Genomic DNA, 15,771 nt, shown 5'->3' with positions numbered 1-15,771 from the left:
CGAGCAACGATCATCCGTCTGCATTCCCACCAAAAAGGCAATGCTGCCACGGAGGAGACTCGCATGTCCGCAATCATTGACATCGATGCACTCGTCGACGCGCAAAATGGCCGCGTCACGTCGTCCATCTATACCGACCCCGACATTTACGCGCTCGAACTCGAGCGCATCTTCGGCCGCTGCTGGCTGTTCCTCGCCCACGTCAGTCAAATACCGAAAGCCGGCGACTTTTTCAATACCTACATGGGCGAAGACCCCATCGTCGTAGTGCGTCAGAAAGACGGCTCGATCAAGGCCTTCCTCAATCAGTGCCGCCATCGCTCGATGCGCGTGAGCCACGCCGATTGCGGCAACACGCGCGCGTTCACGTGCCCGTATCACGGCTGGTCGTACGGCGTGGACGGCGCGCTCATCGACGTGCCGCTCGAACCGCGCGCTTACCCGCAGGGCCTGTGCAAGGAGAAATGGGGCTTGCAGGAAGTCACGCGCGTGGCTGTTTACAAAGGCCTCGTATTCGGCAACTGGGACGCCGGCGCACCCGACCTCGAGACCTATATGGGCGACATCGCCTGGTATCTGGACGGCGTGCTCGACCGGCGCGAAGGCGGCACCGAGATCGTGGGCGGCGTACACAAGTGGGTGATCGACTGCAACTGGAAGTTCCCGGCGGAGCAGTTCGCGAGCGACCAGTATCACGCACTCTTCACGCACGCTTCCGCCATCGAGGTGCTCGGTGCGAAAGAAGGCGCAGCCGACAAGGCGCTAGGCGCGGGACAAACGGCGCGCCCCGTGTGGGAAACCGCCAAAGACGCGCTGCAGTACGGCCAGGCGGGCCACGGCAGCGGCTTTTTCTTCACCGAGCAGCCCGACGCGAACGTTTGGGTGGACGGTGAAGTCTCGCAGTACTTCCGCGACACCTACGCCGAAGCCGAAGCGCGCCTCGGCAAGGTTCGCGCGATGCGTCTTGCGGGCCACAACAACATGTTCCCCACGCTTTCGTGGCTCAACGGCACGGCCACGCTGCGCGTGTGGCACCCGCGCGGCCCGAACCAGGTGGAAGTGTGGGCGTTCTGCATTGCCGACAAGGCCGCATCCGATGAGGTGAAGGCCGCTTTCGAGCGCAGCGCGACGCGCGCGTTCGGGCCTGCGGGGTTTCTCGAACAGGACGACTCGGAAAACTGGGCCGAAGTGCAGAAAGTGCTGCGCGGCAGCCGCGCGCGCAAAACGAAGCTCTGCCTCGAAATGGGTCTCGGCAACGAGCGCCTGCGCGAAGACGGCATACCTGGCATGACGAACTACATTTTTTCGGAAACGGCCGCGCGCGGCATGTACCGCCGCTGGGCCGACTTGCTGGCTTCCGAAACGTGGGACGAAGTGAACGAGCGCACCGCGCACTACGAGGCGGAGGTGCTTAAATGAGCGAAGTCGCCGAACTTGAACCGGTGTTTGCGCCCGCGCGCGTGGGGCTCGAACTGCATCACGAAATCGAGCAGTTCCTCTTTGACGAAGCCGCGTTGCTCGACGGCTGGCGCTTTCGCGCGTGGCTCGACCTCATGTCGAAAGATGTCCGCTACACCATGCGCACTACGGTCAACGCGCAAACGCGCGACCGTCGGCGTGGCGTGCAACCGCCCACCACGTGGATCTTCAACGACACGCACTTCCAGCTCGAACGCCGCGTGGCGCGCCTCGAGACCGGCATGGCGTGGGCGGAGGAGCCGCCCTCGCGCACGCGCCATCTCGTGACGAATCTGCGCGTGCTCACCACCAATACGCCTGGCGAATACGAGGCACACGTGAACTACGTCCTCTACCGCTCGCAGAAGGAGCGCGACGAGACGTTCTACGTTGGCCGCCGCATCGACCGCGTGCGCCGCGTGGAAGGCGCCCAAGGCTGGCAGGTGTGCAACCGTGAGATCACGCTCGACCAGGCTGTGCTCACTTCCCATAACCTGAGTGTGCTTTTCTGATCATGGCCCGTATTTTTGTTTGCCAGGACGAAGCGTTGTCCGATGGCGAAGCGATCAAGGTGGACGGCCCGTCCACCGCGATCGCCGTATTCAAGGTGAATGGCGAGCTGTTCGCGCTGAACGACCGCTGCTCGCACGGCAACGCTTCGATGTCCGAAGGGTATATCGAAGACGACGACACGGTCGAATGTCCGTTGCATGCCGCGCGCTTTTGCTTGAAGACCGGCGCGGCGCTGTGTCAGCCCGCGACCGAACCGCTCAAAACCTTTCCTGTCACGCGCGTTGATGGCGAAGTTTTCGTCGACGTTCCGGAGGCCGCCTGATGAACTGGCTCGAAAACGAAGTAGCGTTGATCACGGGTGGCGGGTCGGGACTCGGGCTCGCACTCGTCGAACGCTTTCTCGAAGAAGGCGCACGCGTGGCCGTGCTCGAACGCTCGGCGGAGAAGGTCGCGGCGCTGCGCGAACGCTTCGGCGCGCAGCGCGTGGTTGCCGTGCAGGGCGACGTCACCTCATACGCCGACAACGAGCGGGCCGTGAACGCCGCCGTCGAAACCTTCGGCAAGCTCGATACCTTCATCGGCAACGCGGCGATCTGGGATCACGCTTCGAGCCTCGTCGATCTCTCGCCGGCGCAACTCGACAGCGGCTACGAAGAGCTTTTCTCGATCAACGTGAAAGGCTATCTGCTCGGCGCGAAAGCGGCCGCGCGCGCGCTCATTGCGAGTGAAGGCAGCATGATCTTCACGCTCTCGAATTCGTCGTTCTATCCGGGCGGCGGCGGTCCCTTGTACACGGCGAGCAAGCATGCGGCCGTGGGCATCATCCGCCAGCTCGCCTATGAACTTGCGCCCAAGGTGCGCGTGAATGGCGTCGGCCCTTGCGGCATGGCGAGCGATTTGCGCGGTCCCGTTTCGCTCGGCCAGCAGGACCTGCGCATCATGGACTCGCGTTCGCCCGAAGCGATTGCGAGCATCTTGCCGCTACAGTTCTTTCCGCAGCCTGCCGATTTCACGGGTCCCTATGTGATGCTCGCCTCGCGCGCAAACAATCGCGTGCTGAGCGGCGTGATGATCAACGCGGACGCCGGCCTCGGCATTCGCGGCATCCGTCACGCGGCGGGCGGCCTGCATCTCTGACGGAAACGCATCATGAACGCAACGACCATCGTCATCGTCGGCGCGGGCCAGGCGGGCGCGCTCGCCGCAGCCGAACTGCGCCAGCAAGGCTACGCGGGCCGCGTCGTACTGATCGGCGAGGAAGCGCACGCGCCCTATGAGCGGCCGCCGCTTTCGAAAGACGTGCTGCTGCAGCCGCAAACCGCGCGCTGCGCGATTCACGGCGAGGGCTACTACGCGGAGCACAACATCGCGTTGAAGCTCGGCGTGGCGGTAACCGCGCTCGATGCGCAGGCGCGCATCGTGACGCTCGCAAATGGAGAATCGATCGCCTTCGACGAACTGCTGCTCGCCACGGGCGCGCGCGTGCGCCGGTTGCCGATGCTCGATGCGCTTGGCGAGAGCGTCTACACGCTGCGCACGCTAGAGGACGCGCAACGCCTTCTACCCGTGCTGCAAAAGGGTAAGCGCGTGCTGCTGGTGGGCGCAGGCGTGATCGGCCTCGAACTCGCTTCGAGCGCGATCGATCTCGGCGCGCAAGTCACGGTGATCGAGCAGGCGCCGCGCGCGATGGCGCGTTGCGCTCCACCGCTGCTCACCGACCACCTGTGCGATGTGCATCGTGCGCGCGGCGTGACGCTGCATCTGGGCTCGCCACTCTCGTCGGCGGCACGCGAGAACAACGACATCGTGCTCGCGCTCGAAGACGGCACGCGCATAAGCGGCGACGCGGTGATCTACGGCATCGGCGTCGAGCCCGAAACCACGCTTGCACAGGCGGCGGGGCTGCACGTGAGCAACGGCATCGTGATCGACGCGCAGTGCCGCACTTCGCACCCGCATATCTACGCAGCCGGCGACGCCGCCAGCCAGTGGGACGCGGCAAGCGGGCGCCATCAACGCCGCGAAACGTGGGAGAACGCGAACCGCCAGGCGCAAACGGCGGCGCGCGCGATGCTCGGCCTCGCGCCCGAGACACATGAAGCCGCCTGGTTCTGGAGCGATCAATGCGGCCTGAACATCCAGTTCACCGGCGACATGGCCGCGCCTGAATGGCTCGCGCGCGGCACCCTGGAGGCACCGCCTTGCGTGCTGTTCGGTCTCGACGGCGAAGGCGCACTGGTCGGCGCGATTACGGTGAACCAGGGCCGCGACATGCGCAGCGCCAAGGCGTTGATCGGCAAACGCGCGCGTATTGCCCGCGAATTGCTCGCCGATCCCGCGCAGAACCTGCGCAATCTCGCGCGTGAGTTTGCATAGGGGTTCGAGCAGCAGCGCGCCCCAAAACACGCCGTTTCAACCGATTCGAGAAAAGCGCTTGCAAGCGCGCGCGAGTGTCTCTATAATTCGCGCCTCGACAGGCTCGTAGCTCAGTTGGTTAGAGCACCACCTTGACATGGTGGGGGTCGTTGGTTCGAATCCAATCGAGCCTACCAACGAACATGCAGTAAAAAAGCCGTACCTTGCAGCAACATTGTGAATGACGCATTCCCTCGCGGGTCTGCGTCATTTTCTTTTGGTGCGCGCTAATCACACACGCAACTATTGATAGCGCGCCACCACGCACTTAGCTTCGCAGAAATCGTCAGTTCTTCTCGCAGCGCTTCGCTGCTTGAATGGATGTTCCACGTCCAGCCGAGGAGACTTTCGATGTCCGACGTTCAAACGCAGCGCCCCGCCGTTTCCGTTCCGTCCGCGCATCTGCATTCCGCCAGGGATCAACACGCCGATACCACGCTCGACCTCCATCAGGTCGCGGGCCGCATTGGCGCGCGCATCGACGGCGTGCGTCTTCACGCCGATCTCGACAGCGCTACGTTCAACGCCATCAACGCCGCCCTGCTGCGTCACAAGGTGCTGCTCTTCCGCGGCCAGCAGCATCTCGACGACGCCTCGCAAGAAGCCTTCGCGCGGCGCTTCGGCGAGACGGTCGCGCACCCCACGGTGCCCTCGGTGGAAGGCGGCAGCCTGCTGGAACTGGATTCGCTGCACGGCGCGCGCGCGAACTCGTGGCACACCGATGTCACCTTCGTCGACGCCTACCCGAAAGTCTCGATCCTGCGCGCCGTGGTGATCCCGCCATTTGGCGGCGACACGGTGTGGGCCAACACGGCCGCCGCCTATGCACACCTGCCCGAGCCGCTGCGCGCGCTCGCCGACACGCTCTGGGCGCTGCACACCAACGCCTACGATTACGCCTCCACACACGCGAACGCCGACAGCGCGCAACTCAAGCGTTACCGCGAAGTCTTCACGTCGAAGCTCTACGAGACCGAGCACCCGGTGGTGCGCGTGCATCCGGAAACGGGCGAGCGCACGCTCGTGCTCGGCCACTTCGTGCAACGCCTCAAGGGCCTCTCATCGTCCGATTCGGCGCATTTGCTGCAGGTATTCCACGAGCATGTCACGCGACTCGAAAACACGGTGCGCTGGAGCTGGCAGGAAGGCGACGTCGCGATCTGGGACAACCGCGCGACGCAGCACTACGCGATCAACGACTACGGCGACGCGCGACGCATCGTGCGGCGTGCAACCGTGCGCGGCGAAGTGCCGGTGAGTATCGACGGACGCTCGAGCGTGGTCGTGCGCGAGGAAGGGGCGACGCTTCAATAACCCCTCTATGGCGAATCAGCGGCCCGGCGCAAAGGCGTCGCCATCGATCGGCAGCTCGCGCTGCGCCAGCAAATCGGCGAGCAGTTGCGCGCTGCCGAGCGCGAGCGTGAAGCCCAGCGCGCCGTGCCCCGTGTTGAGCCACAGGTTGCGAAAGTGCGTGGCGCCGATCACGGGCTTGCTGTCCGGCGTGGCGGGACGCATGCCGGTCCACGTCTGAATGGCGTCGTAGTCGCCCGCATTGGGGAAGGTTTCGCGCGCCTGGCGCGTGAGCAGCGCGATGCGGGCTGCGTCGGCGTGCGGGTTCATGCCCGTGAGGTCGACCATGCCCGCAATGCGCAGGCGCTCGCCGAGCGGCGCATAGACGACCTTGTGATGCGCGTCCGTGACGGAGACGCGCGGCGCGCCCTGCGCGTTCGCGTTCGGCAGCGTGAGGCTGTAACCCTTGAGCGGATACACGGGCACGTGCACGTCGAGCGAGGCAAGCATCGGCTGGCTCTGGAAACCCAGGCACACCACGAAAGCGTCGGCTTCGATGTCGCCTTGCGAGGTTTGCGCGGCCAGCACGCGCAGCCCTTTCGTTCGCAGTCCAGAGAACTCGGTGGCGAGTTGCAGGTGCACGCCGTCGCGCTGCGCCGCGTGCGCGAGGCCGCGCGTGAACTGATCGCAATCGGCGGCCTCCTCGCCTGGCGTGTGGATGCCGCCGACGATCTCGCCGCCGATATGCGCAAGCGCGGGCTCGAGCGCCACGCACGCCGCACCGTCGAGCGCATGCTGCACGCAGCCTAATTGCGCCTGGTATTGCGCCTGGCGGCGCGCGCCATCAAAGCCTTCCCGATCGCGATACACCACGAGCTTGCCGTTGCGCACGTAGTCGAACGAAAGGGCTTCGCGCTCGACGATTTCGTGCATGAGACGCTGGCTCAGAAAGCCGAGGCCGAGCAGTTCAGCCGTAGTCGCGCGGCTGCGTGCGCGCGTGCAGGCGCGCAGGAATGCGGCGCACCAGCGCCATTGGTGAGGGTCGAGCCGCGGCACGAAGCGCAGCGCGGCCTCGCGCGAGAACAGCCATTGCGGCAGCTTGGGGAGCACCGAAGGGTCGGCGAGCGGCGCGACGTAGCTATAGCTGAGCTGGCCGCCATTGGCGTGGCTCGTTTCGCGCGCCACGTCGGCATGGCGTTCGACGAGCGCGACCTCGTGTCCATCGCGGGCCAGCGCATACGCCGTGCTTACGCCAATCACTCCACCGCCCAAAACGCAAACTCGCATGTTCCGTTGTTCTCTTTCGCAGACGGCCAAACCCGAACGGCCTATGCCGCCAGTCTCGCCGGGAACGCTGGGGAACTCAATTGCGATTTGCGCGCGGGGTATAACCTCAGGTTAAAGCGTAAAGCCCGCGAAAGTTGCCCTTGCAACGGCAAGGACAACCCCTAATGCCAAGCTCAGGCGAGTGCTGGCGCGCCGCCACGCGCTGCGCGCGTGTCCGCCTCGGCAGTCTGCGCCGGTCGCGCGAGCGCCTGCCCCGCACCGCCCAGATTGAACACCGCCACGGCCGCCCGCAGCAAATCGGCCTGCGATTCGAGCGACTGCGCAGCCGCCGCCGCTTCCTCCACGAGCGCCGCGTTGCGCTGCGTGACCTCGTCGATCTGCGCAATTGCGCGGTTCACCTGCTCGATGCCGTCGCTCTGCTCGTGCGTCGCGGTCTCGATCTCGCCCATGATCCCGCTCACGCGCGCCACCGCATCGCGCGCCTCGTCCATGGTGCGGCGCGCGTCTTCCACGAGGCGCGCGCCCGCGCCAACGGTCGCCGCCGAGGCCGCGATCAGTTCCTTGATCTCCTTGGCCGCCGTGCCCGAGCGCTGCGCGAGGCTGCGCACCTCGCTCGCCACGACCGCGAAGCCACGCCCCTGCTCGCCCGCGCGCGCCGCTTCCACCGCCGCGTTGAGCGCGAGAATGTTGGTCTGGAACGCGATGCCTTCGATGATGCCGGTGATCTCCTCCACCTTCTGCGACGAAGCCGTAATGTCGCTCATCGTCGCGTTCACGCGGGCCACCACCTCGGCGCCGCGCGTGACCGTTTTGAGCGCGGTCTGGGCGAGCCCGCTCGCTTCCTTCGCGCCATCCGTGTTCTGGCGCACCGCGGCCGAAAGCTCCTCGATGCTCGCCGCCGTTTCTTCGAGCGCCGCCGCCTGCTGCGCCGTGCGGTCCGAGAGATCGACGTTGCCAGACGCGATCTGCTTCGCGCCCTGCGTGATTTCGTGCGTGCTGGCGCGCACGCGCGAGACCGTGCCCACGAGCCCGTTGCGCATGGTCTGCAGCGCGCTCAGCAACTGGCCCATTTCGTTCTTCGAGCGCACCCGCACATCCACCGTGAGATCGCCCGCGGCGATGCGCTCGAAGTGGCGAATCGCATGGTTCACCGGCTTGACCACGGCGGCGGCGAGCCCCACGCGCGCAATCACGCCAATCGCCACGCCGACCACGCCGATCAGCCCAAACACGATGAGCGACATGCGAAAGCGCTGCGCGGCGGTGTCGGCGTCCCGCTGCTGACGCGCGGTCTGCCAGTCTTCGAGCGCCTCGATGGCCTTCGCGTAGTCGCCGTAATAACGGTCGGCGGTTTCGCCCTGGATCGTGCGGAAGGTGTTGAAGTCGTTGTCGACGAGCGACTTGTACTCGGGCTCGAGCGCCTGCGAAACAAGCGCCTCGCGCGCGCGGCTCACGGCCTGGGCGAGGCGCGCCTCTTCGGGGTCGTCGAACGGGCCGGCGCTGTAGAGCGCGAACTCCTTGTTCGAATTCACGAGCACCTGGTGCGCCTTGTCGAGCAAGCCGTCCGTGGCCTTGCCGACGCTGAAGAGCGTCTCGTAGCCGCCGAGCGCAAGGCGCACCTGGAGCAGGCGCTCGGAACTGGTCTTGAGCGCGTCGAGCGCCTGCGCGCCGCGCTGGGCGTCATGCAGGCTGTCGTTGGTGATCTTGAGCGCGCCATACGACACGCCGATCACCGTCAGCAGAAACGCGACGAAGATACCGATAACGAGCGTGAGCCCGCGGCGAATGGTGATGTTTCCCAGCATGAGGTCTCCGTGGCGTTTTTTTATCTTCCAGCCGATGCGAATCTGCGCGGCCCGACGCGCCTTCGCACCTCGTCTCGCCTAACGGCAGACGATGCACGGCGCTGGATAGGGGAAATCCATGATGCCTGCATGGCTACGCGGGCTTTGGCGGGGCTTCGTCCCAATGGATGGGAAACCCCGTCTGGCAAAGGTTTGCGGCGATGTCTCGCGGCTTCGCGCGGGCCAAGGGAAGGCGGCCTGCGGGCTCTGTCAGACCAGGTTGCGATTCGTGCTATCGTTTTGCTTTCACCGATTGTTTTTCCTGGCCGCTTTTTCTCGCGGCCCTGCTCCCATGTCCGACCTCTCCACGCCGCTCGCGCCCGCGCCGCGCCGACTCGACTCCATCAATCCCAAGCCGCTGGGCATCGCGCTCTTGCTCGTCGCGCTCGGCGCGGTGTATCTCGCGCAGACCGTGAGCGCGCGTCAGGCAGCGCTCTACGTAGTCGGCGCGCTGCTCGGCATGACGCTCTATCACGCGGCGTTCGGCTTCACTTCCGCGTGGCGCGTGTTCATCGCCGACGGCCGCGGCGCCGGTCTGCGTGCGCAGATGGTCATGCTCGCCATTGGCGTGCTGCTGTTTTTCCCGGCGCTCGCGGCAGGAACGCTCTTCGGCCATCCGGTCACGGGCCTCGTCTCGCCCGCGGGCACATCGGTCATCGTCGGCGCGTTCATGTTCGGCGTGGGCATGCAACTGGGCGGCGGCTGCGCCTCGGGCACGCTCTATACCGTGGGCGGCGGCAGCACGCGCATGGTCGTCACGCTCGTCGCCTTTATCGTGGGCTCGGTGGTCGCCACCGCGCACATGCCGTTCTGGACGTCGATGCCGCAATTGAAGCCGTTCTCGTTTGTGAACGCGCTCGGCGCCGCGCCCGCCATCGCGCTCAACCTCGTGGTGTTTGCGCTCATCGCCGCGCTCACCGTGGTCGTCGAGAAGCGCCGCCACGGCCGCCTCGTCAACGAGCCGCGCGCGCCGCACACCTCGCCGTGGCTGCATGGCCCGTGGCCGCTGCTGGCCGGCGCTGTCGCGCTCGCGATCCTCAACTTCGCGACGCTCGCGCTCTCTGGCAGGCCTTGGGGCGTGACCTCGGCGTTCGCGCTGTGGGGCGCTAAAGGTTTCGCTGCGCTCGGCGTCGACGTCGCGAGCTGGAAGTACTGGATGGCCGGCCCGAACGCCGCCGCGCTCGCCGCCCCGGCGAGCCACGATGTGACCACCGTCATGGACATCGGCATCGTGCTCGGCGCAATGGCCGCGGCGTCGCTCGCGGGCCGCTACGCGCCGGTGTGGCGCATCCCGCTGCGCTCCCTCATGGCGGCCGTGATCGGCGGCCTGCTGCTCGGCTATGGCGCGCGCCTCGCGTACGGCTGCAATATCGGCGCGTATTTCAGCGGCATCGTCTCGGGCAGCCTGCACGGCTGGCTGTGGCTCGTGTGCGCGTTCGCGGGCAATGTGCTCGGCACGAAGCTGCGCCCCTTGTTCGGCCTCGAAGTCGAGCGCGTGAAGAACACGGGTTGCTGAAGCGGCGTGCGGCTGGCCGGTTCTAGCCGCCAGGAAACGACAAAGGGCAAGGCTTAACGCCTTGCCCTTTTTACATGATCCGGCGCTTTTTACCGGAACGTGCGGCGTCAGATATTCAGACGCGTGACCTTGGTGCCCGCCAGCGAGACATCGGCCATCAGGCCCGCGTTGGTCAGCACGAAGGCCTCCACCGGATGCGTGGCCGTGTTCGTATCGATCACGCCGTTCGCGCCCACGGTCACGAGCGCGACCGAAGCGTCAGCGCCCGCGGCCCAGCCATCCGTCGCGCGGAATTTGTCGAGCGCGTCCTGCGTCATGAAGGCGAAGATGAGCGCCTTCGACTGCGCGCCGGCCTGCAGACCAAACGAGCCCGACGCGGTGCTGTAGTAGCCGACGGTCGCGCCACCCACACGCAACGCGCCCTCGCCATACTGCGCGCCGACGATGAAGCCGGCCTGCAGCACTTCGGGGAACACCAGCACGCCGCGCGATTTCGCAAGAAGCTCGTGCGAGCCCTTCACGGTCGAAAACAGCCGCGAGAGCGTGCCGTCCACCGATGCGTCGATCGACTGGCGCTTGGACATGTTCTGCGACGCCGTGGAGGTCGTATCCGTGGTCGTGGTACAGCCTGCGAGCGTGAGGCCGCCCGAGGCAAGGGTCACCGCCGCCGTTAGCATGAAGTTGCGTCGTTGCATTTGGTTATCTCCACACGAATGAGAGTGCGGGGAAGTTCGAGCAAGCCGCATGCCCGACCTCTCCGCTTCCGTTGGCCAAAGCCCGCTTCGGGCGACAGCCACGTCGCCGTGGCTGGATTGTGCCCGAATTCCGTGTGAAGCGTCTGTCAGAGAACGACGTCAGCAATCATGCCGCCCGGCGGACGGCGAATCGCCGCTCAGGGTTTGGTGGCCTGCCAGGACGAGTCGGGATCGAACGCCTTGATCGCCTCCGCCGTATGCGCGCCATTCGGCCCGAGGTTCTTCTGATAGAGCTGGCCGTCCTGGTTGATGATGAAGCTCATCACGCCCGTTTTGCCGTACTGCGCCGGCCAGGCCACGAGTGCGAAACCGCCGCTCAGATCGCCATTGTCGAGGTAGCTGCGCGCACCACCGCTGGCGTGCGGCCCCTGCGCGGTGAGAATGCGGAAGTGATAGCCGTGATATCCGTCCTTCGGCGTGATCTTCGCATTGCCCGGCATGGCTGCCGCGAGTGGTCCGAGCGGACTTTCGGCCTCGCCCGGCTCGACCGGCCAGTACAAACCGTCGTGCTTGCCCGGCGTGCTTACGAGCCGCTGCGCGTAGTGCTGCGTGAGCTTGCGATAGTCGTTCTGCGCGTCGACGTAGGCGAGCGAGGTGAGCATGGCTGCACGCTCGTTGCGGCCAAGGCGGCGCGTGAGAATTTCGCTCGCGCCCTCACGCGGGTCGAAATGCCAGCCCTTGCCCGATTGCACGAGCGGGATAGGCAGCGTCCAGCCACTGTCGCCCACCTCGACATGAGCGCTCGCCTTGCCGGCAACCGGCGTGGCGTCGGGCACGACACGATGGCCCTTCGCCCAGGCGCCAAGGTAGTCGTCGATATCGTCCTGACCAATGCTCTGCGTGGGAATGAACGTGGTGAAGTCGTTGCCGAGCACGTGCTTCATGGCGCCCTGGTCGTTGGTCGCGAGTGCGTCGGTGAACGCGTTCGCGGCAGCTTCGGGCGTGGCGAAGACGGCTTGTGCGTAAGCGGCGCCGCCGAAGGGGGCCGGCAGCAACGCGGGCGCGCCAAAAAGCGCGAGTGCCGTGCCGAGCGCGAGCGCGTAGTCCTGCGGCAGGCGGCGTGCGGAAATGCGGATCATTTCTAGACTCCTCATGAGATTCAACGTTATCGACGGCCGAAGTGACGCCCGCCGCCACCCCCGCCACCGCCGAACCCGCCGCCACCACCACCACCGCCATGGAAGCCGCCGCCACCGCCGCCGCCGGCACGGAAGCCACCGCCACCGCCGCCGCCCTGGAACGCGGTGCGGCTTTGCTGACCGCGCTGCTGATCGAGGCGCGCATTAGCGCCGTCGCCCGCGCCGCGTAACGCGTTGTCGCGATTCGTGTTCTGCGCACGGTTGTTGAGGTCGTTCGCACGGTTCGCGTTTTGCGGGCCGTTTTGCCCACGGTTGTTCAGTTCGTTGCCACGGTTCGCGTTTTGCCCACCGTTTTGCCCGCGGTTGTTCAGTTCGTTGCCACGATTGCCGTTCGGCCCGTTAGCGCCGCCGGCATTCGGCCGGCCGCCTTCCTGGATGCCCTGCAACCGCTGTTGGGCATTGCCGCTCACGTTCTCGCCGGTGCGGTTCTGCAAGGTCTGCATGGCCTGCTGGCGCGACTGGTCATAGCCGCGGTACTGGTTGCGCTGACCGCTCAGGTTCGCGTTGTTGTAGTTCTGGCGACGCTCGACATTGGTGTTGCGATTCCAGTTCGCCGTACCGCTGGTCGAGTTGATGCGGTTATTGACGTTGATGTTGTTGTAGCGATTGACGTTGATGTTCACGTCATGATTGTTCCAGTTGAAGCCACCCCACAACGAGTTCGCGACCGCGATACCCGCACCGAACGCGAGCCCGCTCACGAAACCCGAGGCAATGGCATACCCCGGAGGCGGCGGCATATACACGGGCGGATAGGCCGGATACGGCCACGCGCCATAGACCACCGTGGGGTTATAAGTCGGCACATAGACCACCTGCGGATTCGCAGGCTCGATCACGATGGTCTGCGTGGTCGAGGTGCCCGAAGCCGGCTGGACCACGACCTTCTGCTGCTCGTTGGACTTGAGGTTGCCCGCCTTCTGCGCCTGCACGCGCAGGCGCTGCACGGAGTCCATCACATCGTTGGGCTGCGCGAGAAACGCGTTGCCGATCTGCTGGACCCAGTCGGGCTTCGACGCCATGGTTTCGAGCACTTGCGGGAACGCCACGAGCGACTGCACGCTCGGGTCCCAAGGCTCGGAGGCCACGGCCTTCACTGCGTCGTCGCCCTTGAGATTCGGATTGGACTTCGTCCACGCGGCGGCGGCGGACACGTCTTGCGGAAACGTGGCGGCCATCAGCACCTGCGCGAGCAGCGCGTCGGGATAGAGCGCAATCGGCGCGGTAAGTGAGTCGAGCTGCTGGCTGGAAAGATGCGTCGCGTTCTGCGCAAGCGCGGCAGTGGGCCCAAGCGGTCCCACGAAAAGCGGCGCACCTGCGAGTGTGGCACACACGAGCCAGGCAAGGCGCTGGCTTGCACCGGATGTTTTCACGTTATGGTCCTCCCGGTTACGAACAGTGGTTCTGATATGCGTAGCAATGGAATATTCGCAAACGACTCACAACTAGCGGCGAACGGCACAATCTCCAAAACGCTACGGCGTGCTACACAAAAATAAAGGGGCAAGACTCGGGGTGTCAATGGAAGATATGTTTCAACACCATGGTTACGCGACGTGCATCAATGCGAGCGAAAGGAACGTTGACAGCAACGATATCGTGAATGCCGATCAGACCGCGTTCGAGTGCGACTGCGACTCGTTTGCACTCAAATGCATACGCACGAAACCCACGTGTTCGCGCAGCACGTAGAACGCGTCGGCGTACGCGAGCGGCATGCGCAGCGTGTTGAGCGAACGTTCGATCTCATCGAGTTCCTCGACCAGCGCGCGCCGTTCTTCTTCGTTCGTATGGTTGAGCGCGTCGCGCTCGATGGCGATGAGCGCGCCGTAATAGCGATAGATGCGCGATCGCACGCGCCAGCGATACAGCGCCGGTATCGTGCGCAACGCGGGGATCACGAGCACGGCCAACGGCAGCAGCAGCACCAGCAAGCGGTCCGTCACGCTCGCCAGCCAGAACGGCAGCGCGCGATAGAGAAAGCTCTTGCCCGACTTGTAATAGCGCATGGCGTCCTCGCTCACACGGAAGTCGTGCACCGCCGGGCTCGGAAACTGGCCTTCCCTCTGCAGCAGTCCAGGTGCGCCGTTCACTTCGCCCGCTGCTTCGATAAGCAGATCGGAGAGCGCGGGATGCAGCGTGTCGCGCGCGACGAGTTCGACGGTCGGGCCGATCAGATGCACGGTTTCGCGTGGCTGGCGCCTGCGCAAATCGAGCACGCCAGGCGGCAGGTCGACGTCGTCCAGGTACGGAAAAAGCCGCGTATAAGCAGCCGCTTCGCCGAAGCTCATGACCGAAATGCCGGGAATGTCGAGCAGGCGCAACATCAGCGCGCGCGTGGTCGAGTCGCCGCTCAGCATGGCGGCCTCGACGCGGCCCGAGACAAGCGCCGTGGCCGCGTCCATGCCGTCGAGCGGCAGGAAGGTGGAGTCGCCGCCCGGGTCGATGCCATTCGCGGAGAGCAGCTTGAGCGCAAGCTCGCGCGTGCCGCTACCCACGCGGCCAATGGCGATGCGCATGCCGTTGAGGTCGGCGAGGCGCGTGAGACCCGAGCCGCGATAGAACACGATGATAGGCAGATATGCCACGCTGCCAAGCGACATGAGCGAGCGTGTGTCCACACCGTCGGCCACGCCGCCCTGCACGAAGGCGAGGTCCACGCGTTGCTTCGGATCGAGCAGGCGCTGCAGGTTCTGCACCGAGCCGTCCGATTCGAGGATCTTGAGCTTCACGCCGTTGCGCGCGAGGATCGCGCGATAGGCTTGCGCCATCTGCATGAAGGAACTGTCGGCAGGGCCCGCGCTGATCGTGATCGTGCGCGGCGGCGCGGGGTCGACGAGCCAGAGGACAAGACCGACGACCACCGCGCAGAACAGGGCCACGGGCAGCGTCGTCAACGCAATATCGCGCCAGGCTGGGTGCGCGTGGTCACGCAGAAAGTTGGGCGGCGGCGGTCGATATCGTCTCATGAGAACCCGGCGGCAAAGCGTCAGACTCCTGGGATGCTCATGATGCCATTTTCGCGCCAGATCTGATCGCTGGCGTGGCCGCCTTGCCTGAAGGGCTTACGAAACGCGTGCTTGCGTAAGTGGAGTGTCAGCCCGCTGCCGCTTTCGTGAGTGCGAACAGTTCGGAGCGCAACGCTTTCGCGCGGTCGCGCTTCATGTACTGCTCGAACTCGGCCTGCGCTTCGAGCCATAACGCGTGCGCCTTGTCGTAGCGGCGCAAGCCCGCAGCCGATAGACGGTAGACCAGCGTGCGCGTGTCGTGCTCGGCCGCCGCCGTGAGCACGAGGCCGTCGCGCTGCAACGGCTTTAACGCGCGCACGAGCGTCGTGCGGTCCATCACGAGGTCGTCGGAGAGTTCGGCGGCCGTGGCGTCGGGCCGTCCCGCGAGGCGCGAGAGGATGGTGAACTGCGCGGCCGTGACGTCCGCCTGCGAGAGGTGCCGCTCATAAAGCTGCGTGACGAAACGTGCCGCCTGCCGCAGCGCAAAACAGTTGCATTCCTCGCGTGTGATCCGCTTCGTCATCGTGTTCCCCGCCTGTATCCCAG

At 65.6% G+C, this 15,771-nt stretch carries 14 protein-coding genes and 1 tRNA gene; 8 read left to right on the top strand and 7 right to left on the bottom strand.

Translation table 11 applies throughout. The features are described from left to right. Positions 1-63 precede the first annotated feature (63 nt). The 7 genes from hcaE to U5A65_RS09020 all read left to right on the top strand — a co-directional run bounded on the left by hcaE (position 64) and on the right by U5A65_RS09020 (position 5,700). Positions 64-1,419 carry a 3-phenylpropionate/cinnamic acid dioxygenase subunit alpha gene (hcaE, locus tag U5A65_RS09050; RefSeq protein WP_321933963.1) on the top strand — a complete coding sequence of 452 codons (1,356 nt, stop codon included), beginning with the start codon at positions 64-66 and terminating at the stop codon, positions 1,417-1,419. Beyond that, a complete protein-coding gene (gene hcaF / locus U5A65_RS09045) occupies positions 1,416-1,970 on the top strand; it encodes a 3-phenylpropionate/cinnamic acid dioxygenase subunit beta (RefSeq protein ID WP_321914411.1) in 555 nt (184 codons plus the stop codon). Before hcaE ends, hcaF begins: the two co-directional genes overlap by 4 nt. Before the next feature lie 2 nt (positions 1,971-1,972). Continuing rightward, entirely contained in the window at positions 1,973-2,293 is a 321-nt protein-coding gene (hcaC, locus tag U5A65_RS09040) for a 3-phenylpropionate/cinnamic acid dioxygenase ferredoxin subunit (protein WP_321946061.1), read from the top strand. Continuing rightward, the gene (gene hcaB, locus U5A65_RS09035) at positions 2,293-3,108 is read left to right on the top strand and encodes a 3-phenylpropionate-dihydrodiol/cinnamic acid-dihydrodiol dehydrogenase (RefSeq protein ID WP_321933965.1); all 816 of its coding nucleotides are present in this window, start codon (positions 2,293-2,295) and stop codon (positions 3,106-3,108) included. The genes hcaC and hcaB overlap by 1 nt, the downstream gene beginning before the upstream one ends. Positions 3,109-3,120: 12 nt before the next feature. Then, the gene (hcaD, locus tag U5A65_RS09030; protein ID WP_321946059.1) at positions 3,121-4,347 is read left to right on the top strand and encodes a 3-phenylpropionate/cinnamic acid dioxygenase ferredoxin--NAD(+) reductase subunit; all 1,227 of its coding nucleotides are present in this window, start codon (positions 3,121-3,123) and stop codon (positions 4,345-4,347) included. 99 nt (positions 4,348-4,446) lie between these two features. Beyond that, positions 4,447-4,523 (top strand) — tRNA-Val (locus U5A65_RS09025). 214 nt (positions 4,524-4,737) lie between these two features. Further along, positions 4,738-5,700: a TauD/TfdA family dioxygenase gene (locus U5A65_RS09020; protein ID WP_321946058.1), complete on the top strand. Its 963-nt coding sequence runs from the start codon at positions 4,738-4,740 to the stop codon at positions 5,698-5,700. A gap of 15 nt (positions 5,701-5,715) precedes the next feature. On the opposite strand, the gene U5A65_RS09015 is transcribed toward U5A65_RS09020, so the two are convergent. Both U5A65_RS09015 and U5A65_RS09010 read right to left on the bottom strand, forming a co-directional pair. After that, positions 5,716-6,993 carry a D-amino acid dehydrogenase gene (locus U5A65_RS09015; protein WP_415764462.1) on the bottom strand — a complete coding sequence of 426 codons (1,278 nt, stop codon included), beginning with the start codon at positions 6,991-6,993 and terminating at the stop codon, positions 5,716-5,718. Positions 6,994-7,136: 143 nt separating this feature from the next. Continuing rightward, positions 7,137-8,768 (bottom strand): methyl-accepting chemotaxis protein, encoded by a 1,632-nt coding sequence (locus U5A65_RS09010; RefSeq protein WP_321914417.1) that lies wholly within the window; start codon positions 8,766-8,768, stop codon positions 7,137-7,139. Positions 8,769-9,099: 331 nt separating this feature from the next. Between U5A65_RS09010 and U5A65_RS09005 the strand changes: the two genes are divergently transcribed. Then, positions 9,100-10,323, top strand: a complete 1,224-nt coding sequence (locus U5A65_RS09005; protein WP_321933969.1) for a YeeE/YedE family protein — start codon at positions 9,100-9,102, stop codon at positions 10,321-10,323. A gap of 107 nt (positions 10,324-10,430) precedes the next feature. Here U5A65_RS09005 and U5A65_RS09000 read toward each other — a convergent pair whose 3' ends face one another. The 5 genes from U5A65_RS09000 to U5A65_RS08980 form a co-directional block, all read right to left on the bottom strand. After that, complete coding sequence (locus tag U5A65_RS09000) at positions 10,431-11,018, bottom strand: YSC84-related protein (RefSeq protein WP_321914419.1); 588 nt, start codon at positions 11,016-11,018, stop codon at positions 10,431-10,433. 197 nt (positions 11,019-11,215) lie between these two features. After that, entirely contained in the window at positions 11,216-12,157 is a 942-nt protein-coding gene (locus U5A65_RS08995) for a DUF2950 domain-containing protein (RefSeq protein ID WP_321933970.1), read from the bottom strand. 26 nt (positions 12,158-12,183) lie between these two features. Further along, a complete protein-coding gene (locus U5A65_RS08990; RefSeq protein WP_321946056.1) occupies positions 12,184-13,590 on the bottom strand; it encodes a DUF3300 domain-containing protein in 1,407 nt (468 codons plus the stop codon). Positions 13,591-13,827: 237 nt separating this feature from the next. Further along, positions 13,828-15,186 (bottom strand): TAXI family TRAP transporter solute-binding subunit, encoded by a 1,359-nt coding sequence (locus U5A65_RS08985; RefSeq protein ID WP_321946055.1) that lies wholly within the window; start codon positions 15,184-15,186, stop codon positions 13,828-13,830. Positions 15,187-15,313: 127 nt separating this feature from the next. Next, positions 15,314-15,748: a MarR family winged helix-turn-helix transcriptional regulator gene (locus U5A65_RS08980; protein WP_321914423.1), complete on the bottom strand. Its 435-nt coding sequence runs from the start codon at positions 15,746-15,748 to the stop codon at positions 15,314-15,316. Between the last annotated feature and the right edge of the window lie 23 nt (positions 15,749-15,771).

It is taken from the genome of Paraburkholderia sp. J10-1 (assembly GCF_905220165.1).
Classification (GTDB): Bacteria; Pseudomonadota; Gammaproteobacteria; order Burkholderiales; family Burkholderiaceae; genus Paraburkholderia.
This window is presented reverse-complemented; position numbering and strand designations above follow the sequence as displayed.